Origin of the sequence: Marinomonas sp. MED121 (genome assembly GCF_000153025.1) — a bacterium.
GTDB lineage: Bacteria > Pseudomonadota > Gammaproteobacteria > Pseudomonadales > Marinomonadaceae > Marinomonas.
The window spans coordinates 790,677-816,642 of sequence record NZ_CH672429.1 but is presented as its reverse complement, the minus strand read 5'-3'; the positions used below and the strand labels follow the sequence as shown (position 1 = coordinate 816,642).

The 25,966-nt window shown below is 41.6% G+C and carries 20 protein-coding genes; 9 read left to right on the top strand and 11 right to left on the bottom strand.

The features are described from left to right. Positions 1-30: 30 nt before the first annotated feature. Positions 31-504: an FKBP-type peptidyl-prolyl cis-trans isomerase gene (locus tag MED121_RS03665; RefSeq protein WP_009832258.1), complete on the bottom strand. Its 474-nt coding sequence runs from the start codon at positions 502-504 to the stop codon at positions 31-33. Positions 505-770: 266 nt separating this feature from the next. Here MED121_RS03665 and nadE point away from each other — a divergent pair, with 266 nt between their 5' ends. Both nadE and MED121_RS03655 read left to right on the top strand, forming a co-directional pair. Beyond that, positions 771-1,607 (top strand): ammonia-dependent NAD(+) synthetase, encoded by an 837-nt coding sequence (gene nadE / locus MED121_RS03660; RefSeq protein ID WP_009832257.1) that lies wholly within the window; start codon positions 771-773, stop codon positions 1,605-1,607. A 276-nt stretch (positions 1,608-1,883) separates the two neighbouring features. Beyond that, positions 1,884-2,555 carry a hypothetical protein gene (locus MED121_RS03655; RefSeq protein ID WP_009832256.1) on the top strand — a complete coding sequence of 224 codons (672 nt, stop codon included), beginning with the start codon at positions 1,884-1,886 and terminating at the stop codon, positions 2,553-2,555. A gap of 29 nt (positions 2,556-2,584) precedes the next feature. Here MED121_RS03655 and MED121_RS03650 read toward each other — a convergent pair whose 3' ends face one another. Continuing rightward, positions 2,585-3,523 carry a LysR family transcriptional regulator gene (locus MED121_RS03650; protein ID WP_009832255.1) on the bottom strand — a complete coding sequence of 313 codons (939 nt, stop codon included), beginning with the start codon at positions 3,521-3,523 and terminating at the stop codon, positions 2,585-2,587. Between the two features lie 130 nt (positions 3,524-3,653). Here MED121_RS03650 and yjjG point away from each other — a divergent pair, with 130 nt between their 5' ends. Then, on the top strand, positions 3,654-4,328 hold the full coding sequence (yjjG, locus tag MED121_RS03645) for a pyrimidine 5'-nucleotidase (RefSeq protein ID WP_009832254.1): 675 nt from the start codon (positions 3,654-3,656) through the stop codon (positions 4,326-4,328). Between the two features lie 96 nt (positions 4,329-4,424). Here yjjG and MED121_RS03640 read toward each other — a convergent pair whose 3' ends face one another. Then, entirely contained in the window at positions 4,425-5,636 is a 1,212-nt protein-coding gene (locus MED121_RS03640) for an ammonium transporter (protein WP_036178660.1), read from the bottom strand. Positions 5,637-5,963: 327 nt separating this feature from the next. On the opposite strand from MED121_RS03640, the gene MED121_RS03635 reads away from it, so the two are divergent. Beyond that, positions 5,964-9,917 (top strand): PAS domain S-box protein, encoded by a 3,954-nt coding sequence (locus tag MED121_RS03635; RefSeq protein WP_009832252.1) that lies wholly within the window; start codon positions 5,964-5,966, stop codon positions 9,915-9,917. Between the two features lie 50 nt (positions 9,918-9,967). Here the strand turns inward: MED121_RS03635 and MED121_RS03630 are convergent, their stop codons facing one another. The 4 genes from MED121_RS03630 to hemC all read right to left on the bottom strand — a co-directional run bounded on the left by MED121_RS03630 (position 9,968) and on the right by hemC (position 14,540). Further along, positions 9,968-11,218 carry a heme biosynthesis HemY N-terminal domain-containing protein gene (locus MED121_RS03630; protein WP_009832251.1) on the bottom strand — a complete coding sequence of 417 codons (1,251 nt, stop codon included), beginning with the start codon at positions 11,216-11,218 and terminating at the stop codon, positions 9,968-9,970. Continuing rightward, positions 11,215-12,774, bottom strand: a complete 1,560-nt coding sequence (locus MED121_RS03625; protein WP_009832250.1) for a uroporphyrinogen-III C-methyltransferase — start codon at positions 12,772-12,774, stop codon at positions 11,215-11,217. Before MED121_RS03625 ends, MED121_RS03630 begins: the two co-directional genes overlap by 4 nt. Before the next feature lie 9 nt (positions 12,775-12,783). Then, positions 12,784-13,545 carry a uroporphyrinogen-III synthase gene (locus MED121_RS03620; RefSeq protein ID WP_009832249.1) on the bottom strand — a complete coding sequence of 254 codons (762 nt, stop codon included), beginning with the start codon at positions 13,543-13,545 and terminating at the stop codon, positions 12,784-12,786. A 68-nt stretch (positions 13,546-13,613) separates the two neighbouring features. Beyond that, entirely contained in the window at positions 13,614-14,540 is a 927-nt protein-coding gene (gene hemC, locus MED121_RS03615; RefSeq protein ID WP_009832248.1) for a hydroxymethylbilane synthase, read from the bottom strand. A 184-nt stretch (positions 14,541-14,724) separates the two neighbouring features. On the opposite strand from hemC, the gene argH reads away from it, so the two are divergent. From argH to MED121_RS03590, 5 genes are all read left to right on the top strand, one after another. Continuing rightward, positions 14,725-16,125: an argininosuccinate lyase gene (argH, locus tag MED121_RS03610; protein WP_009832247.1), complete on the top strand. Its 1,401-nt coding sequence runs from the start codon at positions 14,725-14,727 to the stop codon at positions 16,123-16,125. An 871-nt stretch (positions 16,126-16,996) separates the two neighbouring features. Further along, positions 16,997-18,229: an argininosuccinate synthase gene (locus MED121_RS03605; RefSeq protein ID WP_009832246.1), complete on the top strand. Its 1,233-nt coding sequence runs from the start codon at positions 16,997-16,999 to the stop codon at positions 18,227-18,229. Positions 18,230-18,471: 242 nt separating this feature from the next. After that, positions 18,472-19,365 (top strand): ribokinase, encoded by an 894-nt coding sequence (locus MED121_RS03600; RefSeq protein ID WP_036178658.1) that lies wholly within the window; start codon positions 18,472-18,474, stop codon positions 19,363-19,365. Positions 19,366-19,431: 66 nt separating this feature from the next. Beyond that, positions 19,432-20,376 carry a nucleoside hydrolase gene (locus tag MED121_RS03595; RefSeq protein ID WP_009832244.1) on the top strand — a complete coding sequence of 315 codons (945 nt, stop codon included), beginning with the start codon at positions 19,432-19,434 and terminating at the stop codon, positions 20,374-20,376. Positions 20,377-20,659: 283 nt separating this feature from the next. Continuing rightward, a complete protein-coding gene (locus tag MED121_RS03590; protein ID WP_009832243.1) occupies positions 20,660-21,877 on the top strand; it encodes an MFS transporter in 1,218 nt (405 codons plus the stop codon). Between the two features lie 76 nt (positions 21,878-21,953). Here the strand turns inward: MED121_RS03590 and MED121_RS03585 are convergent, their stop codons facing one another. The 4 genes from MED121_RS03585 to MED121_RS03570 all read right to left on the bottom strand — a co-directional run bounded on the left by MED121_RS03585 (position 21,954) and on the right by MED121_RS03570 (position 25,963). Continuing rightward, positions 21,954-22,283: a hypothetical protein gene (locus MED121_RS03585; protein ID WP_009832242.1), complete on the bottom strand. Its 330-nt coding sequence runs from the start codon at positions 22,281-22,283 to the stop codon at positions 21,954-21,956. A gap of 203 nt (positions 22,284-22,486) precedes the next feature. After that, positions 22,487-23,818 carry an aspartate aminotransferase family protein gene (locus MED121_RS03580; RefSeq protein WP_009832241.1) on the bottom strand — a complete coding sequence of 444 codons (1,332 nt, stop codon included), beginning with the start codon at positions 23,816-23,818 and terminating at the stop codon, positions 22,487-22,489. Positions 23,819-24,033: 215 nt separating this feature from the next. Continuing rightward, positions 24,034-25,014 (bottom strand): ABC transporter substrate-binding protein, encoded by a 981-nt coding sequence (locus tag MED121_RS03575; RefSeq protein WP_009832240.1) that lies wholly within the window; start codon positions 25,012-25,014, stop codon positions 24,034-24,036. A 394-nt stretch (positions 25,015-25,408) separates the two neighbouring features. Then, a complete protein-coding gene (locus MED121_RS03570; protein WP_009832238.1) occupies positions 25,409-25,963 on the bottom strand; it encodes a GNAT family protein in 555 nt (184 codons plus the stop codon). Positions 25,964-25,966 lie beyond the last annotated feature (3 nt).

Here is a 25,966-nt window from a genome sequence, read left to right as displayed (position 1 = left end):
TATTTAAGGCTTTTTTTGAAAATAGAATGTTTAGTTAATTTCTAATAATTCAACATCAAAAATCAAAGTCGATCCTGGGGTAATAATCCCTGTTGAACTTTGCCCATAGGCTAATTCGCTAGGAATGAATAAGCGACGCTTCTCGCCTACGACCATTAATTGTACCCCTTCAGTCCAGCCTTTGATGACTTGATTTAAACCAAATGAAATGGGTTCACCACGATCTACTGAACTATCGAAAACTCGGCCATCTATCAAGGTGCCATGATAATGAACCTTGACGTTATCACTGGCTTTAGGATGAATATCGCCTGTTCCCGTTTCTAGTATTTTAAATTGTAAGCCTGATTCAGTTGTCACAACATCTGGGTCTTTGGCATTGTCTGCTAGAAATGCACTGCCAGTGCTGGCATTTTCTATGGCCGCTTGTTTGTTCTTTTTACTTTTGTTGTAAAACATAAACGCAATTGCGACTATCAAAATCAGGAGAATAATTTTTGACATAGGCTTAACTCAAACCACCATTAAAATAAGGAAGATGAACTGTATCTGGGATAGGCGTCTGGCTCAAGTAGCAAGTTAATTAATAGGGGAAAAGTTGCAGCCGTGGTGAGTTAAAATAAATAGGTGTTTGCACCTGCTCGCTATCACTTTTAAAATAGCTTGCATTCAATTTCCAAAAAGATGTAGCCCTTATTTGTTTAAAAGTGGCCTGATAAATGCTTCTTTTAAACTAAGTGATAAGCTCCCTCAGTGACTAGGACAGATTAATGGACAAGTTAAAACAGCAGATAGTGGCAGAAATGTGTGTTAAGCCCAACATTGACCCTACCCAAGAGATACAGCAGAGAGTCGATTTTATCAAAGAGACACTAAAAATTTCTGGTATGAAGGTACTTGTATTGGGCATAAGTGGTGGTGTTGACTCTTCATTGTGCGGCCGCTTGTGTCAAATTGCCAGTGATCAACTTGGGGATGACTACCAATTTATCGCGGTACGTTTACCCTACGGTGTGCAAGCCGATGAAGATGATGCCCAGTTAGCCTTAAGCTTTATTCAGCCAGATACTTCACTTGCGATTAATATTAAAGCGGGCACAGATGGTATTCACGACTCTGTTATGGAAAGTCTAGAAAGTGCTGGTATGCCATTACCGACTGAGTTTAAACAAGATTTCACTAAGGGGAATTCTAAAGCCCGCATGCGTATGATTGCTCAATATGAAGTGGCAGGAATGTATAATGGTTTGGTACCAGGTACCGATCATAGTGCCGAAAATATTTCAGGTTTTTATACCAAACATGGGGATGGTGCCTGCGATTTAGCCCCTTTATTTGGTTTAAGTAAGCGCCAAGTGCGTCTTTTAGCTAAAACCTTAGGTGCTCCTGAATCTGTGTATGCAAAGGCTCCTACAGCTGACCTTGAAGATGATAGGCCCCAACTTTTGGATGAAGTCTCTCTTGGTGTTACCTATGATCAAATTGATGATTTCTTAGAAGGTCGTGACCTTGATGCTAAGGCAGAAAAAACCATTTTAAGTAATTATCTTAAAACGCGACATAAGCGAGATGATATTCCAACTCCCGCTAATTCAAAGCTCATATAGGCGAAGGAAGCTACGAATAAGTCCTCCCGCCTTTGCGTGTGGGTAAAAGTATCTAGATTAAATTAAATTAAAGTGATGCCTTGCTTGGTACTTTTCCCCATAACGCTAACAAGAGCAGGCTAAGAATGGGTGACTTAATTACAGATTCCCTAAGCATTTAAAAGGAAAGTTGATTAACTTTCCTTTTTTTATGGCAGCTTTTGCGGTTTCCAATAAGCGGTGTTATGGTCTGTTTGATAAAATTCTCCATGTTTAAATAACCAAAAGGAACTTAGTTTGAAACCTGCTTGTCTGCCTGCTGTTACTCCCTTTATTTTCACCAGCTTTGCTGGGCTTTTTAGTCTCTTATTCAGTATCAATAGTTTTGCAGAAGGGACCTTATTTGGTGTTGAAGTCGAAAATGAAACGAGCTTTTATCAACCTGACTATCTTCTTGAACTTGCGTATGGCCCTGATATGACTCATATCGAATTAGGCATGGATTTTCAAAAAGAGCAAAGCTTGGGATTTGCTGGTTTGTATTTATCTCGAACTGAATATGATATGACAGGTGCTGATACGGCAACAATGACCGCCATTGGTATTCGTGGGCTTAAGTACAGCTCAAGCAAAGATGACACGGTTGGAGCTGATTTACATCTTGGGATTAACCAAACCAAAGCCGGGGACTATGAACGCAGTGGTGTTGAGTTTTCATTGAATTTTTATGAAAGTTTAACTGAGGATACCTCTTTATTATTGGGATTTAGTTTTCGACCTGAATTCTTAGCTTTTGATTGGAACGAAGGGGTGATTACTGAGTCAGGGCTTGAATTCGGTGTTAATCACAAATTCAATTCGCAAACAAACCTCTTTGCTAAGTATTATTATGAGAACCTTTGGCAAGATAACATCAGCTCTGATCGCATCGATGATGGCTTATTAGTCGGCTTTAATTACCTCTTTTAATTTAATAAGAGGAGCTAGGGTAAACCCTGTTAAAGCCCTTGTTCCCAAACAGGGGTTTCCTTACCTATTTTTTCTTGTAAAAAGTCAATAAAGACACGTACCTTCGCAGTAAGGTGTTTACGCTCTGGAAAAATGGCATAAATGCCATGAAGGGGTTGAGGGTAATCCGTGAGTAGGGGAATCAGTTGGGTTTCTCTTATCGCTGGACCGACAATAAAGGTGGGCATATTGACTATGCCTAAACCTGCCAGTGCCGCTTCATACAGTGCTTCTGAATTGTTTACGCGATAGTTTCCCTTGGCAGCGACTCTGATAAAATCACTGTCTTGATAGTTTCTGTGTCTGACGGACTTTTTTAGGAACTGCCAATCTTGTCCTGCTCTAAAATAGGAGTAATAAAGGCAATTATGTCTTGTTAGGTCCTCAGGTTTTTTCGGTGTTCCTTGTTTATCAAGATATGCGGGTGCAGCACAGAGATAGCTTTGACAATCGGCTAGCTTTTTTGCCACTAAGCTTGAATCTTCTAATTGACCGATACGAATACCAATATCAAACCCTTGCTTGATAAAGTCTTGGCGTTTATCGTCCATGATCATTTCAATTTGGATATCCGGATACAGGGCCATAAAGGCGGGGATGATTGGCGCTATGTATAATCGGCCAAATGTCATTGGGACACTGAGTTTTAACTTCCCTTTTGGCTTAGCCTGCATAAGACTGACCGCGTTTTCCGCTTCTTGGGCAAGAGCAAGTGCTTGGCTTGCATAGTCATAATAGGCTTCACCCGCTTCGGTTAGGGTGAGGCTTCTGGTTGTACGATTTAATAACTGAGCACCTAGTTCGTTTTCTAATTGAGTGATACGTTTACTGACGGCTGATTTTGAACTGTTTAAATGCTCACCCGCTTTAGAAAAACTGCCTGTTTCAACTAGGGCAACAAAAATGGGTAGGGCATTAAAACTTGTCATATTAGACCTTCAAAGTAGGGTTTGTTTAAACGATATTTTTGTTGAGTTTTTCTCAACTTAGTCTTTCTATTTTACATCATTGTTTGTTTTAAATTGGAATTATATACTGATTTTTTAGGAGTAAATTTAGATGAAATACCAGTGGCTTTTATTTGATGCCGATGAAACCTTGTTCTCTTTTGATGACTTTGCTGGACTTAAAGTCTTGTTTAAAGATTATGATGTGGTGTTTTCTGAGCAGGACTATGCCCAATACAAAGCGCTCAATAAGCCTCTTTGGGTTGACTACCAAGAGAAAAAAATCAGTGCAGATACGTTAAAAACGGAACGTTTTACCCATTGGGCAAAGCGTTTAAATGTAAGTGCATACGAACTTAACTCTGGCTTTTTAAATGCCATGGCAAAAGTCTGTTTGCCTTTACCTGGTGCAGAAACCTTATTAGAAGCGCTTTCATCTAAGGTCAATATGGCCATTATTACCAATGGTTTTACCGAGCTTCAACAAGTTCGTTTAGAGAATACGGGATTAAAAAAATATTTTGCTGATGTAATTATTTCTGAGCAAGTGGGAATGGCAAAACCCGATATTGAAATTTTTGATCATGCTTTAAATAAATTGGGTCACCAGGATAGATCGAGCGTGCTTATGGTTGGTGATAATCCCCATTCTGATATTCTAGGGGGGATGCGAGCTGGGATGGATACTTGCTGGCTAAATCATCACCAAAACCCTGTGCCAGAAGGTATTAAGCCCACTTACCAAGTGGCAGATTTACATCAGCTTAAATCCTTGTTATTGCCTTAACACGTTAATCTTAGTTAGCCGCTTTATTCTATTATCATAAAAATAACGCCCTTCTGGTGATTATCCATAAGGGCGCTTTTGGAAGAGAGTACTAATTTAATCTTTGTTCATGGCATTGATTTTATGGATGGATAGATCTGCACCGTTAAACTCATCTTCTTCGCTTAATCTAAGGCCCATCACTGCTTTCATGGCGCCATACACAATAAAGCCGCCAATTAAGGCGATACTGATACCGGCTAAGGTGCCTATGATTTGTGACATCAGGCTGACACCGCCCAAGCCACCTAGTGCTTGAGAGCCAAAAATCCCCGCAGCAATACCGCCCCAAGCACCACAAATACCGTGTAATGGCCAAACCCCTAAAACGTCATCTACTTTTGGCATTTTTTGCTGAATGATGACAAATAACCAAGTGAATAAAATACCAGCAATAGCCCCAGTAAAGAGTGCGCCTATCGGATGCATAATATCTGAGCCAGCACAGATAGCCACTAGCCCAGCTAAAGGACCGTTATGAATAAAGCCTGGATCATTTTTACCAATTAACATGGCGCTTAAAATGCCACCTACCATTGCCATTAACGAGTTAACTGCAACCAAACCGCTAATACCATCTAAGGTTTGCGCCGACATCACATTAAAGCCAAACCAGCCAATACATAAAATCCAAGCGCCTAAGGCTAGGAAAGGAATATTGGATGGGGCGAACGCCATCAGCTTGCCACCACGCATTCTGCCATTGCGAGAACCTAGTAGCATAATGGCTGCTAATGCAATCCAACCACCGACACCGTGCACCACAACGGAACCTGCGAAATCATGGAAACCTGCACCAAACTGAGTCTCAAGCCAAGCTTGAAAACCATAATTACCGTTCCAAATAATGCCTTCAAAGAAAGGGTACACCACACCGACTATCATGGCTGATGAAATGAGCATAGGGTAAAACTTGGCTCTTTCTGCGACACCACCTGAGATAATGGCTGGAATTGCGGCGGCAAAGGTCATTAAAAAGAAGAACTTCACAAGTTCATAACCGTTGTTTTGGGCTAAGGTTTCTGCGCTGGCAAAAAAGTCCACACCATAAGCTATCTGATAACCTACAAAGAAGTAAACTAAGGCGGAGACCCCGAAATCCGTCATGATTTTAACTAAGGCGTTGACTTGGTTTTTATTTCTAACGGTACCGACTTCTAAGAAGGCAAAGCCTGCGTGCATGGCAAAAACCATAATGGCACCCAGTAAGATAAACATGGTGTTTGAACTAGAGACGAGAGTCTCAACGGCGCTGTTAATTGCGGTCATAGGGTTCCCTTGCTTTATTTAGGTGCATAATTTTTAGGTTTGCACCTTTTTTTATCGTTTTTGGTTTTGTTTGGTGCGAATTATTATTTTTGGCACTCTCGATCTAATAAAGTGCAATTAGTATGCCTAGTGTGCTTTTTTGGTGCTAACTGAGTTTATCTTGCTGGTGAACGCAAATTAGGCCCTTTGAAAGGGCGAGGGGATTCCTTTGGCGGCTAAAATGTCTGTTTGAATGCGAATCTCCATGTTAAATCCAAAAAAAAGGCTTAATGGCTAAGGGGTTAGTTTGCTAAGCTGAGTGGCAAGATAAATGCTTGAGGTTGGTAAATGCTGTTTGGAGGACTGTCTCGTTTATTTGACCGAGATTCACGTGAGTTAGTCAAAGGTTGGTTGCCTAACTATGGGGTCGCCTTGTTTATTCTATTACTCGGTATTCCAACAGCTAATTACTTTAGTGAGCAGCAGCGCTTAAAAAATAATAAACGGATTGAGTTTGAGCTGAATACGTTATTAAGTAATTATCAGCAGCGTTTACATGACGAATTTCGTTATTACGAATATGCGCTGACAGATTTACAGGCCTTGGTAAATAGTTCAGATAATAACCTGCTCTCCTATGATCATTTCGTAAAATTCTCTAAAGCGAAAAACTTCACCCGTGAATTCCCTAATGTGACTGATTTTGGGATTGCGCGATTTGTCACTAAAAAGGAAAGGGTTGAGTTTGAAGATTGGATGACAGACCAGCTTCGTCAGAGCTATACCATAGCCCCAATTAGTGATGAGGCCGATCACTACTTTGCAGTGCAATATATCAACACTCGATTAAACCTGTCTGTCTTAGGTTTTAACTTTGCGTTTAATCCTGTGATTCAAGAAATTGCTTTAAATGCTGCCTTGCATAATAACTTTCAAATGACACCTCCCATGTTCTTCGATCAAAGTTTGGCATTGGATGAAAAGGGCTTTTTAATCTTTTTTCCTATGTATGAAGAATCGCGTTTTACCCCCCCAGATGAACTAAATGAAAAGACCTTGATTGGTTGGAGCTATGCTCGATTTTTAGGAAAGAATCTCATTAATGCTCTGGACTTAACCCAAAATGAGCTTGCTTTGACGATTCGCGATGTGAGCAATCTGGATAATCAAATCTTCTTTCAGCAAGATGTCACACAAAGAAGTGAATACCATGCGAATACTAACCTCAAGTTTTATAACCGCCACTGGGTAATAGAGCTAACCGCAAGTAAACAGTTTATTGATGATATGCATCTAGTCGATGAGCGCTCTATTCAAAGGACGGTTTTTGCAGGTGCTTTATTGTTAGCTGCATTGGCTTTCTTTCTAGTGACCTCTCTTTCTCGTCGTCGTCAGGTGGTTCGTCAAAGTATTAAATTAGACTCCATTTTGTCCAGCGTAAATGAAGCCATTATTAGCCTAGATACGGAAGATTGTATTATCAGTTGGAACCCCGCCGCAGCCTTATTATTTGGTTATTCCGAAGAGGAGGCGCTAGGACGCTTTTTCCCAGGTTTGGTCTTACCTGATGATAAATGGGCTGAATATGATATGGGGAAAGACTTTATTAGTAAGGGCCAGTCTTACAATATTCTAGATACTCAAAGGCGTCATAAAGAAGGGCACCTATTGTCCTTGGGGCTACATGTCACACCCATGCTGGATAAAAATAAGCGCTCCATGGGGGTCACCATAGCTGCCGTGGACATAAGTCATGTAAAGCGAACGGAAAAAGCCTTACAGCGATCAAATGAAGAGTTAGAGGAGGTTGTAAAACTTAGAACTGAGCAAATGAAATCAGTGCTTAATTTGCAATCAGGGATTCTAAACAGTACCGCCTTTGCGGTGATCGCGACTGACCTTGAAGGCCTAGTGACATTTATTAATCCTGCGACCAAATATTTATTTCAATTTAATGAAGCGGATGTGATTGCTAAACCGGATAGTTTGTTTTTTGCAGATGAATTAGGCGATGCTTATCCTCCTCTTTATCAGCAAGGGTCACAGCTTGCGAGGTATATGAAGCGCACCTTGATTGAGCAAGAATTAATTGACCGAAATCGTCAACAGGTCAATCATGAAGACCAAGAAAGGATATTTATTCGTAAGGACCTAAGCCGCTTTGCAGGCAGTTTGAGTGTCAGCTTGATTCATAATGATCAAGGCGAAAGTATGGGGTATTTGGCCATAGTCACAGACTTAACTCGGCAAAAATATTTAGAGTTTGAGTGGCAACTTGAGAAAGTCTCTACTGAATCTACCTCTGATGCCGTGCTTTGGATGGATGATGTGGGCGCAATGATTAAGGTCAATCAAGCGGCTTGTGATGCACTAGGGGTGAAAAGTCAGGTTTTATTAGGGCGTAAGTTGTTTGATATCTTTCCCGATCACTCCTACAGCTGGTGGCGCCCTTATCAAATAGAGTTACAGCAGTATAAAAAAGTGTGGTTTGATACCAGCTTTCATAACGTGCATGGGGAAGAGGTGCATGTTTCCGTCAATGCCAACTTGATTTATCTTGATGGTAAAGAATACGTGCATTTAGTTGCACGGGATATTAATGACAGGCTTAAAAAAGAGCATGAATTAGCAACAGCAAAAGAAAGAGCGGATATTGCAAGTGAAGCGAAATCTCACTTCTTAGCCAATATGAGTCATGAGCTAAGAACGCCGATGAATGCTGTGATTGGATTGTTAGAACTGGTGAAAAAGACATCTTTATCACCGGTACAATCAGACTTCATTGATAAAACCCAAGTTGCTGCGCATTCTTTACTTAAAATATTGAACGACATTTTGGACTTCTCCAAGATAGAAGCGAACTCTATGTTGGTGGAAAAACATGAGTTTCAGTTATCAAGTTTGATTGATGAGATGGCGCTGATTTTATCGGCAAGCCTGACAACCAAAGACATAGAAGTCTTATTTGATATTGATGATAACTTGCCAGAAACCATTCAAACGGATGCTTTAAAACTTAAGCAGATTCTTTTGAATCTGGGCAGTAATGCCATTAAGTTTACGCAAAAAGGCCATGTGTTAATTAGCATCAAAATGTTATCTGAAAATGAGATTAGCATGTGTGTTGAAGACTCAGGAATCGGTATGAACCCTGAGCAGTTAGAGCATATCTTTACTGATTTTAAGCAAGCTGAGGCATCGATCAATCGTCGTTTTGGTGGTACAGGGTTAGGGTTGGCCATTACCAAAAAGTTGATTGAATTGATGGACGGTAGTATTCGCGTTGAGAGTCATTTAGGAAAAGGTACATCATTTCATGTGCAACTGCCTTTAGAGGTTTGTGTTAAACAAACACTGATAAGTTCACCCGATTTATTAGAAGGTAAGTTTAAACGTGTGCTCATTGTCGATGATGATAATCGCTCGATTAAGGTGTTAGAAAAACAATTAATGCCTTTTGCTTGTGATATTGATTCTGTACAAACTGGGTTAGAAGCTATCGCAAAACTAACTCCATCAAACGATTATGATTTGGTCATTTTAGATTACAAAATGCCAGCCTTTGATGGGCTTGATGTTATTGAGCAAGTGTACAAATTAGACTCTTATTTAATGCCACCTTGTTTATTAATGGTGACCGCTTATGATCAGCAAAATCTATTAGAAAAGGCATTAGTGTTGGACAATTACGGCACCATCACACTCGATAAACCAGTGACAAAAAATGCCTTTCATCAAGCCTTATCTCGTCTCTTTTTGAGTGGTCGACAAGGTCAACCAAAGCCCTTAATTGCTGCTAATGATCTTTCAAAAATCGATATGCATACCTTTAAAGTTGCTAAGTCGAGTGATGAAGTTTTTGCCATGTTAGCGGATGATTATGCCTACTTAGGTGAGTTGAATCGCGAACCTAAAGCAAGCTTGTTTGGAATTAATCTACTTTTGGTGGAAGATAATCCGATAAATAGTTTGGTTGCGGCGGGCTTACTTAAGCATGCTGGTGCAAATGTGGTGTCTGTTGAGTCCGGGGTTGAGGCTTTATCTTATCTTAGTCATCCTCATAAAATAGACCTTATTTTGATGGATATTCAAATGCCGGATTTTGATGGTTATCAGACCAGTTTGGTGATTCGCAATGAGCTAGAATCCAAGCTTCCTATTATTGCCATGACGGCGAATATTCAGGCTGATGTAATCGAGCATTGTCTTGAGGTGGGGATGAATGCGTATATCCCTAAGCCCTTTGATTTAACCCATTTGATCGATACGATTTTAGAGGTGCTTGAAGGCTCTCGACTTTAAGTGGAGGGTAAAAAAGGAGCATGAATGCTCCTTCTATTGTTTGTGAATAGCTAGCTAGATTTACTCAGTAAACTGGGTAATGGCAACTCTTGAATTTGTTTATTCTGAGCATTTAAACTGGCTAAGAATAAGGCTTGGCTTGCCTCATTATCTCCCAAAGCATTCAATAAACGACCCAGGTCTGAGATAGCTTCAGGTTTAGGTTGTAAATCAATAGAAGACTGATAGTAATCTCTAGCCTTGCCCCATAGTTGAAGCATTTGACTAAGTCGGCCGCAGGTGAGTAGTAGTTCAGCGCTGTCTTTGTGTTTTGATAACCATGACTCGGCTTGTTGTAAGGCTTTTTTGGCATTCTTATGTTCAATTTGGCCATAAACTAATACCAGTTGATCTGACCAAAGTTTATTCAAACACTTACGGATAAAGCTTTCTGCTTTCGATTCGTCACCAAACTCAAGCATGGCTTTAGCGTAAGTGATACGCATATTCTCATCATCCTCAAGCCCATCTAGTTTTTGCCACACGGTATCGATAGTTTTCAGTATGTCTGAATGGCTATGGCCTTGAAGTGATTTATGACTAAAGTGTTCAAGCAAAGCGTTAAAGGCCTTTTTCTCTAAATCCAACATATTGCTATCGTTGAGAATACCTTCTTTTTTCAGTAAAGGGGTTAGGTTTAAAAGTGCTTGCCAGTCTTCTAGGTGGCTATAGGCTTGGACGAGCATTTTAAGTACTTGTCTGTGCTTGGGTTGGATTTTATGCAAGCGTAATAAGGTGGCTAATGCGCTTTCAAAATGCCCTTGGCGCATTTGTATTTGGCTTTGAGCAAAACTAATGGCGAATTCTGCTTCAGGGGACGAGCGATGAGCTTCACGTAGCAAGGTTTTAGAACGCTCGTTGTTATCTTGCTCACTTGCAGCGTATGCTGCCGCAATATGATTAATAAGAGGGTAGGGCACATTACTGGCGCTTTTGGTGAGCAGTTTCTCCGCCTTGGACCAGTTGCCACCGACTAATTCTAATAGGCCTCGAATGGTATTTCGAGAAGCGCGCTTTTGATGAAGATTGCCGGTAAGTTTAGCCAGTGAACTACCGGGTTTTAAGCTTGCAAATAAAATGCGCTTTACCCAGCTTAGAACAAATAATAACACCAGAATAAAAGCGGAAAATACCCAAATGCTTGTCTCTAATGTAATGTTTCCATAGGCTAATAAAACATAGCCTGTGTCTTGTTTCATCAAGATGCCAAGGGTCCCACCGACAATCAAGACAGAGACAATGATTAAAAATAAACGTCTCATAGGCTCGTCTCCTCTGGCAAGCTCTCAGGTGTTTCTTGTGTTTGTGTTGCCTCTGGCGTTTCTGCTATTGCTGGGCTCTCTTGTGTTACCAAGCTTTCTTGCGCGACTGGGATAGAGGGTTCGCCCGTACTTGTTTCTGTTTCTGTTTCTGTTGGTGTCGGCGAAAGTCCTTTTTTGTCTTCTATGACAGATTCACTCTCACTTCTAGCCTGAGCTTCTGATGAAGAGGGGGTTAATATCACGTCTTCTGTCTTAGCGTCGACAGGTTCAAGTTCAGGTACGTCATTAGCCAGCGGTTTGGCCACAATATCTTGCTCGGCGCTAATACCTAAGGTCTCGGCCGGGGCTTGAATGGCTTCTTGGTTATTTTTGCCTTTACCGTTCCAAGTTTGCATTAGGTCTCGCATGCTGGTGAGCGAATCACGAGGAAGAGGTAATTCAGGTGAAACATTGATTTGTTGTAGCGCGGTTAAACTGGTGAGGTAACCTGATACTCCTGCTGAATCGATATCAAAGTGTTCATTCACTGCGTTGGCGATATGTTCAAGGGCAATCTGATAAACGCTACTTTCCTGCTTCATTAATGCCAGTTGTGCCACGTTGACTTGTAATTGAATCCCTGTGACTAGCTGCTGATACTCGGTAGGAGGCAACAGCGGCTTGATGGGCTTGCTATTGTAATTTATCACCACTAAAGATCTGAGTGTTTGCCAGATATCTTGACCTAACGCTTTCATATAAGAGAGTTCTGGTTCTGGCGTATCAGTACTGTCTTGTTTTGCTGCTTGGCTGAATAGCTTGCTAGCTTCTTTTTGAGGAAGCTCTTTCACTTGAGAGGAAAGGGCTTCTAATTGAAGATATACACCTTCTAAATCAAATGAACGGGTGGATTTGAGAGCCTGAATATCTTTTGCAAGGGCGCGCCTAGTATCAAACAGCAATGGATCTTTCATTTCAGCAAGAATGGCATCCGCGCTAACAAGCATTTGTTCTGCCCCATTAATGTCTTTCTCCATTAATAAACGTTGATTGGCTAATCTGACAAGGTATTCGGCTTCAGCCAGCTTCCAGTCTTCTTTACTTGTGTTTTTTAAACGGCTTAATTGTTTGCGTACTGAGGTAATTTCAGCGCCAAGTTTAGCGGTATTTTCTTGCGTATTCTGATCATCGGTTTCTAGCTTTTTAAGTGCCGGAATGACCTTGCTAACTGCTGATTTAATCGGTTCAACCTGAGCCAGTGTTTGGGTTTGTTGTGCCAAAATGGTCTCTAGTTTGGCATTACTTTGGCTGATTCGGCTAAGTTTAGCGTCATAGTCTTCTAAGCTTGCTTGATAAAATTGCCAGCCGCTTAAGGATAAAGCCCCTAAACTCACTGCCAATGTGGCGTAAAGAAGGGTGTTGTTAGGGCGTTTTGAGCTTTGGGCAGGAGACTGAGAGGTCATAGTCGATTCTTGTGTCAAGCTTGACGTATTTGATTCAAGCGAGGTTGAGTCTGTCTTGTGTTGGGTGTCTGTATTCGCTTTATCTTGTTCTTTATTGTCAATTTGGTCGGCCATCTAGTAATCCTATAACTGAGTTAGGGCGGCATATATGCTGTTGTCATCGGCACCATTCGCATTCACAACATTCTTCCAGCCAAGTTCAATTGCCATATCCGCGACTCTTTGGCTAGGGGTAAGTATGAGCTTATGTAACCAGTTTTTATTATGTTGGGAGAGGGTATCAACCAAATTTTCTAGACCTTCGCCACTGGTAATCAATATTACTTCACAGTTTTCGGCCTCGGCAACCTGTTCTAGATCATAGTTAATTTTATTGCGAGAATATAGGGCAAGATGCTTTACTTGGGCACCTCGCTCCAACAAGGTTTCAGCAAGTTTGGTACGACCACCTTCACCTCCCATAATTAGAATCTTTTGTCCTGCGACTTTTTGCATTGACTCTTGGTTGAGAAGGGCTTCTGAAGTGTTCCCTGATAATGCATGTTCTTGTGCTTTTATACCAAGGTCAAAACCAAGCTCATTAATAAAGTCCGTCGTCCCTTTGCCTATGCCAACCCAATTAATACCGACTGGTAACATGGGCCAACAGTCTTCGATCCATTCGATGCCATAACGTACGGCATTTTTGCTGATAAATATGACTTGGTCATACAGGTCTAAATCGAAGATGTGGGACTGGATGGCGGCATTTTGCTCAGTCAGGGCATCAATTTCTATCATAGGCAATGACAGGCTATGGGCCCCCCATGTTTGAAAACGTTCACAACTGAGTGTGTTCTCTGGTTCTGGCCTAGTGATTAAAATATGTTTGCCGGATAACTGCATCTTGATCCTATCTTGTTTACAGGGTATCGGCTAAACACGGATACCCCATTATTTACCTAAAATTAGGTTTAATCTTTATTGATTTCAGCAAGCAAGGTATCAGCCCCAGCCGCGATTAGCTTTTCGGCCAATTGAACGCCTAAAGCATGGGCATCATTTTTTGAGCCACGAATCTCATCACGAAGTATGGTTGAGCCGTCAACAGAGCCCACAAGCCCTCTTAAATAGAGTTCATCCCCTTCTAATAATGAAAAGGCTGCGATCGGTGCTTGGCAACCACCATTTAGTCTTTCATTGACTGCACGCTCTGCCGTCACTCTATAGTAGGTTTCTTGGTGCTGCAGTGGTGCAAGGAGTTTGATCATGTCAGCATCATCGCTACGACATTCAATCCCCATCGCACCTTGTCCGCCAGCAGGTAGGCTGTCTTGATCTGAAATACGCTCTTTAATTCGATCTGTCATTTCAAGGCGCATTAAACCAGCTGTTGCCAGTATGATGGCATCATACTCTTGGTTATCCAGTTTACGCAGGCGAGTATTCACATTACCTCTTAGATCTTTAATCACAAGATCAGGACGAGCTAGGGCAAGTTGAGATGAGCGGCGTAGACTTGATGTACCCACAACGGCACCTTGTGGTAATGAGGCGAGGTTATCGTATTTGTTAGAAACAAAGGCATCAGTCGGATCTTCTCGTTCACAAATTACGGCTAAACCAAGTCCTTCAGGAAAAGCCATAGGCACATCTTTCATCGAGTGCACAGCAATATCAGCGCGACCATCCAATAGTGCATGTTCAAGCTCTTTAACGAACAAACCTTTACCGCCAATTTTAGATAAGGGGGAATTAAGAATTTGGTCACCTTTTGTCGTCATGCCAAGTAACTCAACCTGGATGTCAGGGTAAAGTGCTGCTAAGGAATCTTTTACATTATTGGCTTGCCAAAGGGCGAGTTGGCTTTCACGGGTGGCGATGATGATTTTATCTTTCACAAGGCATCCTGATGCTGATAGGGGTGAATGTTAGAGAAAATCAAAACATCTCTAACCAAATTGCGAACATGATACTAAGAATGGAAGACAGCGTCATCCTTATGGTGCTTTATAAGTAGTCTTGGATCAGGTAATCTTGCACTCTTTAAAAGCTTGCCTTAAATAACTATGTGGGAAGGAATAAATGACTGACACGAATAAAGCCACTAACCAGCAATGGGGTGGACGTTTTTCAGAGCCTGTTGATGCTTTTGTTGCACGTTTTACTGCATCGGTTGAATTTGATCAGCGTATGGCTGCTCAAGATATTCAAGGCTCTGTAGCTCATGCAAAAATGTTAGCCAGTGTGGGTGTGCTAACCGAATCTGAGCGTGATCAGATCATCCAAGGCTTAGCTGAAATTAAAGAAGAGATTGAAAAAGGCGAATTTAATTGGTCGATTGAGCTTGAAGATGTGCATATGAACATCGAAGCACGCTTAACACAAAAAATTGGCATTACGGGCAAGAAGCTGCATACAGGCCGTTCACGTAATGACCAAGTCGCCACAGATATTCGTCTTTATATGCGTGATGAAGTGGACTTCCTGTTGGAAGAACTAACACGTTTACAGCAAGGTATTTTAAGACTTGCTGAAAAAGAAGCTGATACCATCATGCCTGGTTTCACTCACTTACAAACTGCGCAGCCTGTGACATTTGGCCATCATTTAATGGCGTGGAATGAAATGGTTCAACGTGATTACGAGCGTTTGCTAGATTGCCGTAAGCGTATCAACATCTTGCCATTAGGTGCAGCGGCGCTTGCAGGTACAACTTACCCAATTGATCGTAATATGACGGCTGAGCTACTTGGTTTTGAACGACCAACATATAACTCGCTTGATTCAGTCAGTGATAGGGATTTTGCCATTGAGTTTACCTCAACCGCAGCCATCATCATGATGCATATGTCTCGCTGGGCAGAAGAAATGGTGCTTTGGGTATCCGCTCAATTTAACTTTATCTACCTACCTGATCGTTTCTGTACCGGTTCTTCTATTATGCCCCAGAAGAAAAACCCAGATGTACCAGAACTAGTACGTGGTAAAACAGGTCGTGTTTATGGTCACCTAATGAGCTTATTAACCTTGATGAAGTCACAATGTTTGGCTTACAACAAGGATAACCAAGAAGATAAAGAACCTTTATTTGATACGGTTGATACATTAAAAGGATCTTTGCGTTCTTTCGCTGATATGATTCCTGCGATTGAATCCCGTAAAGAGCACATGTATGAAGCTGCCCGTCGAGGTTTCTCTACGGCGACTGATTTAGCCGACTACTTAGTGGGCCAAGGTGTTGCTTTTCGTGATGCTCACGAAATTGTTGGTAAAGCGGTTGGTTTTGGCGTTGAGCAAGGTCGTGACCTTTCTGAGATGACATTAGAAGAGTTACAGGGCTTTGGTGACATGATCAAAGCGGATGTCTTTGATGTGTTAACTCTAGAAGGTTCAGTGGCTGCTCGTGATCATATTGGTGGCACAGCTCCTGCTCAAGTTCGCGCCGCAGTGGCACGTGCAAAAGAGACAATCTCCCAACGTTAATACCTTATTAGAACAAGGTGATACGTTACTGGAAAAGCCAAGCTTATAGCTTGGCTTTTTTTGTTTAGAAATAGCTAATAATGTTTGTAAGTAGAATGTTTGTTGTGTCAGAATGCTATCAGCGATGAGTTTAAAATGTCATAACATCCACTCACTGCGCTAATAGAATATTAAAGGTGAAGTTGCCGCCTGATTCTTTGAGTTAAATTGCGACTACTGGTGCTCAGCAGCCATCATATTCCCCTTTGCTTGGCTGCTGAGTCACTATTTTATTGTGTCAAATACAACCCACCCCTACTTTTTGAAAATAAAACCTTGTGTATTCTCATTACTTTAATAAAAGGGTGAGCAAGTTAAGGAACCTGCGAATAAGTCCTCCCACCTCAGCGTGTGGATAAAAGCAACTAGATTTATGGCGAGGAGCGCAACTTAATAGTGATTCTATTGATAAGGTCCTCAACGTAAAGGTAGGGCTTTTAAACCACGCCCTTCGGGTCTTTCAGAAAAAGTAACACCCTGTGTTGTCACTTCTCGAAAGGTACCTACATTACTTCAAAGTAACGCCTTGTGTGATACTTTTTCTGTAAAGACTGAGAAGAGGTGACTTAATCGCAGGTTCCTTAACTTTACCTCATGTTAGCTTTGAATATACGTTCACATGCTGAATCTTTTGTCTGATAAAAATACAGGCTAACTGAATGTGTTTAAAAAAGAATGAAAAATGCTGTCTACATCAAGCTAACTAGGCTTGCTATGGCAAGGCCTAGGTCATACACTAAGCCCCTATTTTATTAAACTCAATTTTTCGTATTTTGAGACCTGTAATTACTCAAAAACACCAAGTTGAATCTCATTTAGGAGTAAGTAAGTAATGTCTGACGTGAAGAAGGTTGTTTTAGCCTATTCTGGCGGCCTGGACACTTCCGTAATCGTGAAGTGGCTTCAAGAAGAGTACCAGTGCGAAGTTGTCACTTTCACCGCTGACCTAGGTCAAGGTGAAGAAGTTGAACCAGCACGTGCTAAAGCACAAGCGTTAGGCATTAAAGAAATTTACATCGAAGATCTACGCGAAGAATTCGTCCGTGACTTCGTCTTCCCTATGTTCCGTGCTAACACCATTTATGAAGGTGAATACCTACTAGGTACTTCTATTGCACGTCCACTTATCGCTAAGCGTTTGATTGAAATCGCTAACGAGACAGGTGCGGATGCAATCTCTCACGGCGCAACAGGTAAAGGTAATGACCAGGTTCGTTTTGAACTAGGCGCTTATGCACTTAAGCCTGGCGTAAAAGTGATTGCGCCTTGGCGTGAATGGGATCTAACTTCACGTGAGACTTTGATGGCTTACTGTGAAAAACATGAGATCCCAGTAGATTTCTCTACGACTAAGAAAAAATCGCCTTACTCTATGGATGCTAACCTTCTGCATATCTCCTATGAAGGCGACATGTTGGAAGATCCATGGACAGAAGCTGAATCTGACATGTGGCGTTGGTCTGTATCGCCAGAAGATGCACCTGATGAAGCAACTTATATTGAAATCGGTTACGAAAAAGGTGACGCGGTTTCTATTAATGGTGAAGCATTATCACCTGCAACGATTCTTGAGCAACTAAACAAGATTGGTGGCGCCAATGGTATTGGCCGTGCTGATATCGTTGAGAACCGTTTTGTTGGCATGAAAGCACGTGGTTGTTATGAAACACCTGGTGGCACCATCTTGCTTAAGTCTCACCGTGCAATCGAATCCATTACACTAGACCGTGAAGCTGCTCACTTGAAAGATGAGATGATGCCGCGTTACGCGAAAGTGATTTATAACGGTTTCTGGTGGTCTGAAGAGCGTAAGATGATGCAGGCTATGATAGATGCATCTCAAGAGTTTGTGACTGGTACAGTTCGTCTTAAACTGTACAAGGGTAACGTGATTGTTGTTGGCCGTCAGTCTCCTTACAGCCTGTTTGATAGCTCTATTGCAACATTTGAAGATGATGCGGGTGCTTACGATCAAAAAGATGCGGCAGGCTTTATTAAGCTAAACGCGCTTCGTATGCGTATTGCTGCTCAAAAAGGACGTTCTTTTCTTAAAGATGAAGAATAAGTTCTATTAAGGCTCGATTGCCAAAAGCAAGCTAGCCGATGCTTGTAGCCTAAGGTTGCAAGTAATCAAAACGCCTCGTTACTGATACCAATAGGTAAAAGATAACGAGGCGTTTTTCTTTTTAAGTGCTCAAGCGTTTGAACTTGAGTATTATTAAAACTAATGTTTCAATTTATACACTTTTGTTATTCGTAAGAAAATAACATCTTTTAAACGCATAGATAATAAAGAGGATGTGCGCCATGACTATTTATAATTTCGGTTCGATCAATTTGGATCACCTTTACCAAGTTGATCATTTTGTTCGACCTGGTGAAACCATGGCCTCTACCCAGTACCAATTATTATTAGGCGGAAAAGGGGCGAACCAATCGGTCGCCTTGGCAAAAGCAGGTGCAGATATTAAGCATGTTGGCGCTATCAATAGTGCTAATCAAGAGATTCTGACGCAACTGTCAGATTTGGGTGTGAATACGGATTTAATTGCACAAGTTCCAGAGGCTACTGGACATGCGATTATTCAGCTTAATAAAGATGCTGAAAATGCCATTATTTTATTCCAAGGTGCTAACCATGCTTTGACTGAAAAGCAAGTTGACGCGGTTTTAGCGCAAGCAAGCTCTGATGATTGGGTATTGCTGCAAAATGAAACTAACCTTGTTACTTATACCATAGAGAAGGCTCACGAATTGGGTATTAAGGTGGCGTTTAATCCTGCGCCTATGGATGCTGATTTGACCCGCTCTGTGCTTGCTTGTGTAGACTTATTGATTGTTAATGAAGTTGAAGCCATGGACTTAATGCAAGTCACTAGCATTGATGACGCAAAGCAAAGTTTAGCGAATACCTACTCTGACTTAGCCATCCTGATGACACTGGGCAGTGATGGTGTGCGTTATTTAAATGCGGGGCAAGATGAATTTGTACCTGCATTTAAAGTAACAGCAAAAGATACAACCGCAGCCGGAGATACCTTCATTGGTTTTTGCCTTGCTGCGTTAACTAATAAGTTAACCATGACGCAAGCCATGCAGCGTGGCTGTGCTGCTTCTGCTATTTGTGTCACACGTATGGGAGCAGCGCCTGCTATTCCAAGTGTGAAAGAAGTTGATGATTTTTTACAAGAACAGGCCTAATCGCTTAGCCGGCTAGCATAAAAAAGCCGTTAAACAGAATAGTGAGATAAAAAGAGGAAACGGGAAATGTCACGCAAAATTATTATAGATACAGATCCAGGTATCGATGATGCTATGGCGATATTTTTTGCCTACAAAGCAAAAGGGATCGAAGTACTAGGTTTGACAACCACCTTTGGCAATGTGCCAGTTGAGAAGGCCACAGAAAATGCATTAACTTTAAATGAAGTAGCTGGTGTCTCTGTTCCTGTTGCTAAAGGTGTCGCACTACCCTTAGCAAGAGATCCGCTTCCACACCCTGACTTTGTGCATGGAAAAGATGGGTTTGGCAATATTAATTGGCCTGCTTCTACTAAGTCGCCAGTTGCTGAAAGTGCCGCTGAATTTATTGTCAATACAGTTAAAGCGCACCCAGGTGAAGTCACTATTGTTGCTTTAGGGCCATTAGGTAACTTGGCTAAAGCGCTTGAACTTGACCCAGAAATTGCAGGTCTGGTGGACGAAGTTGTGCTCATGGGCGGCGCTCATCTTGAGTATGGCAATGTCACCCCTGTTGCTGAGGCAAACATCATTAATGACCCAGATGCGGCTGATATCGTATTTACCGCTAACTGGCAAGTTACCATGATAGGTCTTGATGTAACCCATCAGGTGCTGCTAGATAATGAAAGACTTGCTCGTATCAAACAAGCAAACCCTGTTGAAGGGGATTTCTTGATGCAAGCTGCTCAGCATTACATTAATTTCTATGGTGAAACATTTGGCGTAGAAGGCTGCTACTTCCATGACGCATCTACCATTGCTTATGTATTACAGCCAGAGCTCTTTGGCTTGGAGTTGGGTACTGTACGAGTGGCATGTGAAGGGATTGGGATTGGACAAACGATTGTCGCGCCAGAAGGTAAATTCTTCCCAGCAAAAGCTTGGAAAAATATCCCAACCTCTCAAATTTGTATGGAAGTTGATAGCGAAAAATTACTGCAATTGTTTGAAGATACTCTTTCAAGCTAGATAAATGATAAAGCAGGCATGGTTTCTCCATGCCTGTTCTTTTCCCTCCTTTTCTCCCTAATTTCTACTTTGGCGTGACTTACTTTCTTCCGCGAACATTCTTTTCTTCTTGGCCGCTTTTTTGTCTTTCAAATATAAAACTAGGTCGGGATCCGAGTTATCTTCTCCTCATAAAAGCGAATAATGACAGATTGCCCTAAGGCAAGATCTGAAACGTTTATCCAGCGTATTTAAAAAGAGATCAGTCAGTTTAAATACATTATGTTGATGAGGGAATTTAACTATGTTTATGGCACTTGTATTTGCTTTAAACCAGGTCTTAAGCCATGGATTTGGGCTTTTTCTTTTTGCCGCACTTGTGCCTATGATGCGAGATGATATCGCTATTAGTCATTGGCACCTTGCACTTGTGGGCGCTCTAACGCAAATTGCTTACCTCGCTGGAGCGCTGCTTCTCGGCGTGATAGGCCACAGAGTTGGCACTTCAAGGCTTTCAATCATAATGGGTCTGACCACAACGTCCTTATTATTTTGTCTTTCAATGATTGAAGACCCTGTTCTTATTATTGCCCTGCTGACTGTATTGGCAGCGTGTGCCTCAATAAGTTGGGGAACGATTGTTGAAATTATCAGCCGTCATGCAAACCCTAGCCAGTGCGCTACTTATTTAACGACGGCATCCAGTGGTACCGCATGGGGTTATGCAATTAATGGAGCATTGATCCTTTTTATTGTGCCCTTGCTAGGCTGGCAGGCCAGTTGGTTAATTGCAGCCTTGTTTGGCGCTCTGGTTATGGGCTTGACGAGTTATTTGCTGTTAAAACTTAAGCGAAGCGAAACTAAGTTAGCATCTATAACTGAAGGTTTTGTTCCTTCAGCTAATCAGCCACTTTCATTTAAAACCTTGTTAAGGACAGTCATTCATCATCAGGTGGCATTTTTTGCGTGTCTGGTTTGCTTGTTGGTGGGGTTTGCGACCATGCCTTTTGCTAACTGGCTCAATACTTATTTAGACAGTTTAGGGTTAGCGCCAGAACTAGGGGGTTATACTTGGACAACAGCGGGTATTAGTGGCATGTTTGCTGGATTTTTAGTGGGCAAACTTGCGGATACTAAAGGTCATTCAAGTGCGTTAATGCTAATTTTCTGTGCTTTTTTTGTCTGTATTCTTGCGTTTCTTTACGATCCTGCTGTATTTGCTCCCGTTGCTGGGTTTGGTTATGGTTTGATGTATTTCCCTATGTGGGGTGTGATTGCTGGTTGGGTTAGTCAGTCTTTTGGGGCAACCGCTACCATGCAAATTAACGGCATCTGTATGGTGACTTTTGGCCTGGGCGGGACAGTGGGTAATTTACTGGCTGGTTATATTTACGATGTGACACAATCTCTCGAATTAGTTTATGTCATTATTGCGGTAGATGCGTTGATGTTAGTGTTTTTGGGGGTTTACATAATCAGTCACCAAAAACGTAATAGAGAGCCTTTATTACAAGCTAGCTAATTAACAAGTTTGAGCAGTATTCAGTCGAAACTGCTCATCACTTTCGTTCCCGATAGTATTTTCAATGCTTTAATGTTTAGGCATGGGCCATGACAAAACGTTCGATAAAGTCGCTGTCTTCTTGGCTAATATGTTCAAAATGTAACTTGATATAGTGCTTATCGTGCTCGTTTAAAACATCCAAATCCATGCCGCAAATGGCTTTAATGCGGCGACTACTTCCATTATGAAGGGCATCTAATTCAAGCATGATTCTAGGAGAACCCACTAACGCTCTGGGAATTTCAACCTCTACCTGCTTATTCGAAATATGAGTGCAATGAAGGGGAAGATATTGACCATTGAGTAACTGCATTTTTCCTGGCCAAAAGCAGCGTACATAGGCCTGTGAGGGTTTCTTTGCCATTGTTAGTCCGTTAAATACTAAAACTTAAAGATTAATAATTTTTATATTTTACCTTTAAGAGATTATCAATGAGCTTTAATCACACTTTCTTATGACATATGGCAATAAAACTTATTCTTATTAAGCTATTTAAAAGGCTATTAAAGAAAAGCCCCTTTGAATTGATACTCAAAGGGGCTTTGTATTATCCATCCAGATTTGCTTTATACGTCTTGCATACTCTCAGCTAAAGCATTAATCATAGAATCCATTTCTGCTTTTGTTGTGGCAAATGGCGGCGCCATCTGGATAGTATCGCCACCGTAACGAACATAAAACCCTTTTTCCCACATACGCATCGCCACTTGGAAAGGACGCTTTCCAGGTTCATTATCGACTGGTGCTAAAGTTAAACCTGCCGCAAAACCATAATTTCGAATGTCAGTCACAATGTCACTGCTAGCAAGTTGATGCACTGTATCTTGATAGGTATGGCTCATTTCTTTAACCTGGCTAATCAGGTTTTGCTCTTCGAGTTCATCCAAGGCTGCAAGGGCAGCGGCACAGGCAACAGGGTGAGCCGAATAAGTATAGCCATGGGGAATTTCGAGTTGATATTCTGGTCCGCCGTGCTCCATAAAGGTGTCGTAAATGGCTTGTTTAAAGGCAACGGCTCCCATTGGAATAGCACCATTTGTAATTTGTTTTGCCATGACAATCGCGTCTGGTGTCACGCCAAAAGCTTCAGAGCCTGTTTTTGCTCCCATACGACCAAAACCTGTGATGACTTCGTCAAAAATCAGCAAAATATCATGCTGATCACAAATTTCACGTAAACGATTTAGGTAACCTACTGGCGGAATAATTACCCCAGCTGAACCCGACATAGGCTCAACAATCACAGCGGCGATATTTGACGCGTCGTGTAATGCAATTAAATTGATTAGTTCTTCAGCTTTGTGAGCCCCTTGCTCTGGCATGCCTTGGCAAAACTCATTACCAGCAACCTGAGTGTGTGGTAAGTGATAAGATTCTAAACCTTGGCCATAAAGGGCGCGGTTTGCTGGGATGCCACCAACACTAAAACCTGAAATCCCAGCACCATGATAGCCTTTTGCTCTTCCGATAAACTTGGTTTTGGTGCCTTGGCCCTTTTTGCGCCAATAAGCACGTGCAATTTTTAAAGCCGTATCAACTGACTCTGAACCTGAGCCTGTGAAGAAAACGCGATTTAGCCCAGCTGGCATGTATTGACTCACACGTTCAGCAAGCTGAAATGATTTTTCATGACCAAACTGGAAGGCAGGAGAGTAATCGAGTTGGCCAATTTGCTTGCTAACCGCTTCATTGATGCGTTTTACATTATGACCCAGTCCACATGTCCATAGGCCTGATAAACCATCAAAAATTTTACGGCCATCAGCATCAGTATAATAATTGCCGTCAGCGCTTTGAATAATTCTTGGGTCTTGTTTGAATTGGCGATTGCCTGTGTAGGCCATCCAGTGAGCGTCTAGTTGTGCTTGAGTAAGTTGTGATTTAGCAATATGTGTCATGGGCCTATCCTATAAAACTGAATCTGTCTGGAAACGAATAGGGTCAGTATTCAATGCTAGGAAAGTTTATTAAATTCATTGTTATTTATACTTAGTTAAGTAATAAATTAACTAAGTGAGCGAGAGTATTTAGGGGAGAGTATAAGAGGTTTGCTGTGTGTTAGTCGTAAAACCAGGCAAGCAAAAATAGCTTGCCTGATTAACTCAATTTGCGATCAAAGGGTGTTTTTTACCCTTTGAGATATCTCTTTAGGTAGCCAGGCTTGCCACAATTCTGGATAAGTTTCTAAAAAGTAGTACATGGCTTCTTCGCCATTAGCTTGATTGTCTTCCATCCAAGCAAGCATTTTGCTCATTTGTTGATTAGTAAAGCTTCTTGTACTTATGTATTCATAGGCAGATGGAGCCTCAACCGCAAAAGACTCAGTGGTAATACTAAGCACAGGGGAGGCAGGATACATGGTGGCTTTAGGGTTAAGACAATCTGGTTGAGTAGTGCAGGTTTGATATTCTTTTAAATCAACACCAGTTCCAAAATCTACTTTAACCATCTCATACTTACCTAAGACTTCAGTAGGTGACCAGTAATAACCAAACCAAGGCTCTTTTCTTGAATAGGCTTTGGCAATAGAGCCTGATAAACCTGCAGCAGAACCAGGATCAACTGCTTCAAATCCAGCGTCTGCTAAGTTGAGGGCATTAAACAGGTTTTCACTGGTAATCTGACAAACCCAGCCTGCTGGACAAGAATAAAAAGCAGACAGTTCAGGGTCTTCAGGATGAGTAAAGATGTCAGCATGCTCCTTGATGCCTGCAAGAGTATTGATGTTGGGATATTGTTCAAGTAAATACTCTGGTACCCAGAAACCTTCTTCACCCCCTTGGGATAAGGCTGGGCCGGCTTGACGTAAACGCTTCTCTTTCATGCCTTTAGAGAGAAGTTCTTTACTGCCATTAGTCCAAAACTCAGGAGCGATATCTGGCTGCCCCTTATTGTACATTGAAGTAATAGTAGGGATGCTATCACCTGGGATCAGCTCGGCTTCACAATCATAACCATGATTCAAAATATATTGATCAATATGAGCCATTAAGCTGGCAGAGTTCCAGTTCATATCTGCAATACTTACCCTGCCACACTCTTGTGCTTGAACTGTACTGGATATCAATAAAACAAAGGTAAAGAGTAATTTCATAGGGTTTTCCTTATCGCGATAAAACCTGAATGGTCAAAAAAGTGGCGCTTCATTCTATCTGAGGAATAAGAATAAAAAGAGTAAAAATAAGTTAAATAAAATTAAGCTTGAACGGATGCGATTAAAGGGCTGTTTTGTTGTCTTATGCTGGCAGAGTGTTTGAGCAAATAACGCTCCAGGCCAGCCTCCTAGAAAGGTGAATACTAATAATGTGCGTTCTCGGATGCGTGATTTTACTTTTATTGCCCTGTATTTATCGTTTGCAAATAAAGCAAAGCAGATCAGGCTTGTGCCTAAATATAGATAAAGAAGAGCAGGTTGAAGGTCACTGACTAGGACGAGAAAGGTTAACAGCAGTATAAAGAGTGTGCTAAAAACGACGCGCTTCATGAAGCTAAGGTTGATTGGCAGAGGGTGTCTGCCACTCATGTTTGAGTATTGCAAGTACTGAGGTTGACCACCATCTTTGTTTGAAAAAGCGATTTTCGACAAATGTCGCTTCATGGCGCATGCCCATGGCTTGGCATAATCGAATGGCAGCTTTATTTTCAGAAATGGTTTCAGCGTAAACTCGGTGGCAATCCAACTGTGTAAACGCAAACTCAATGAGGCAGGAAATGGCTTCTTTTGCCATACCCGAGCTGTGATGTTGGCGACTTAAGCCACAGCCCATACTTGCTTGTCCTTGGGCTTCTAAGCGAATACCGCAAACGCCAATTAGCTGCTCTGAGTGTTTATCAATAATGGCTAGATTATAGTTTTTTCGATCAGCAAGTTCGGACTCACTTATAAACTGATTTACTAAAGTCGAGGCCTTATCTGGGTGGCAATCTTCTTCACTGTAAAACTTCTGATATTTTTTATCTGAGGTAAAGGCTTGGTAGGCAGCCTGATCTTTGGGGTTGAAATCCCTTAAAATCAGGTGTTGTGTTGTCAGTTGAAATGGCATGCT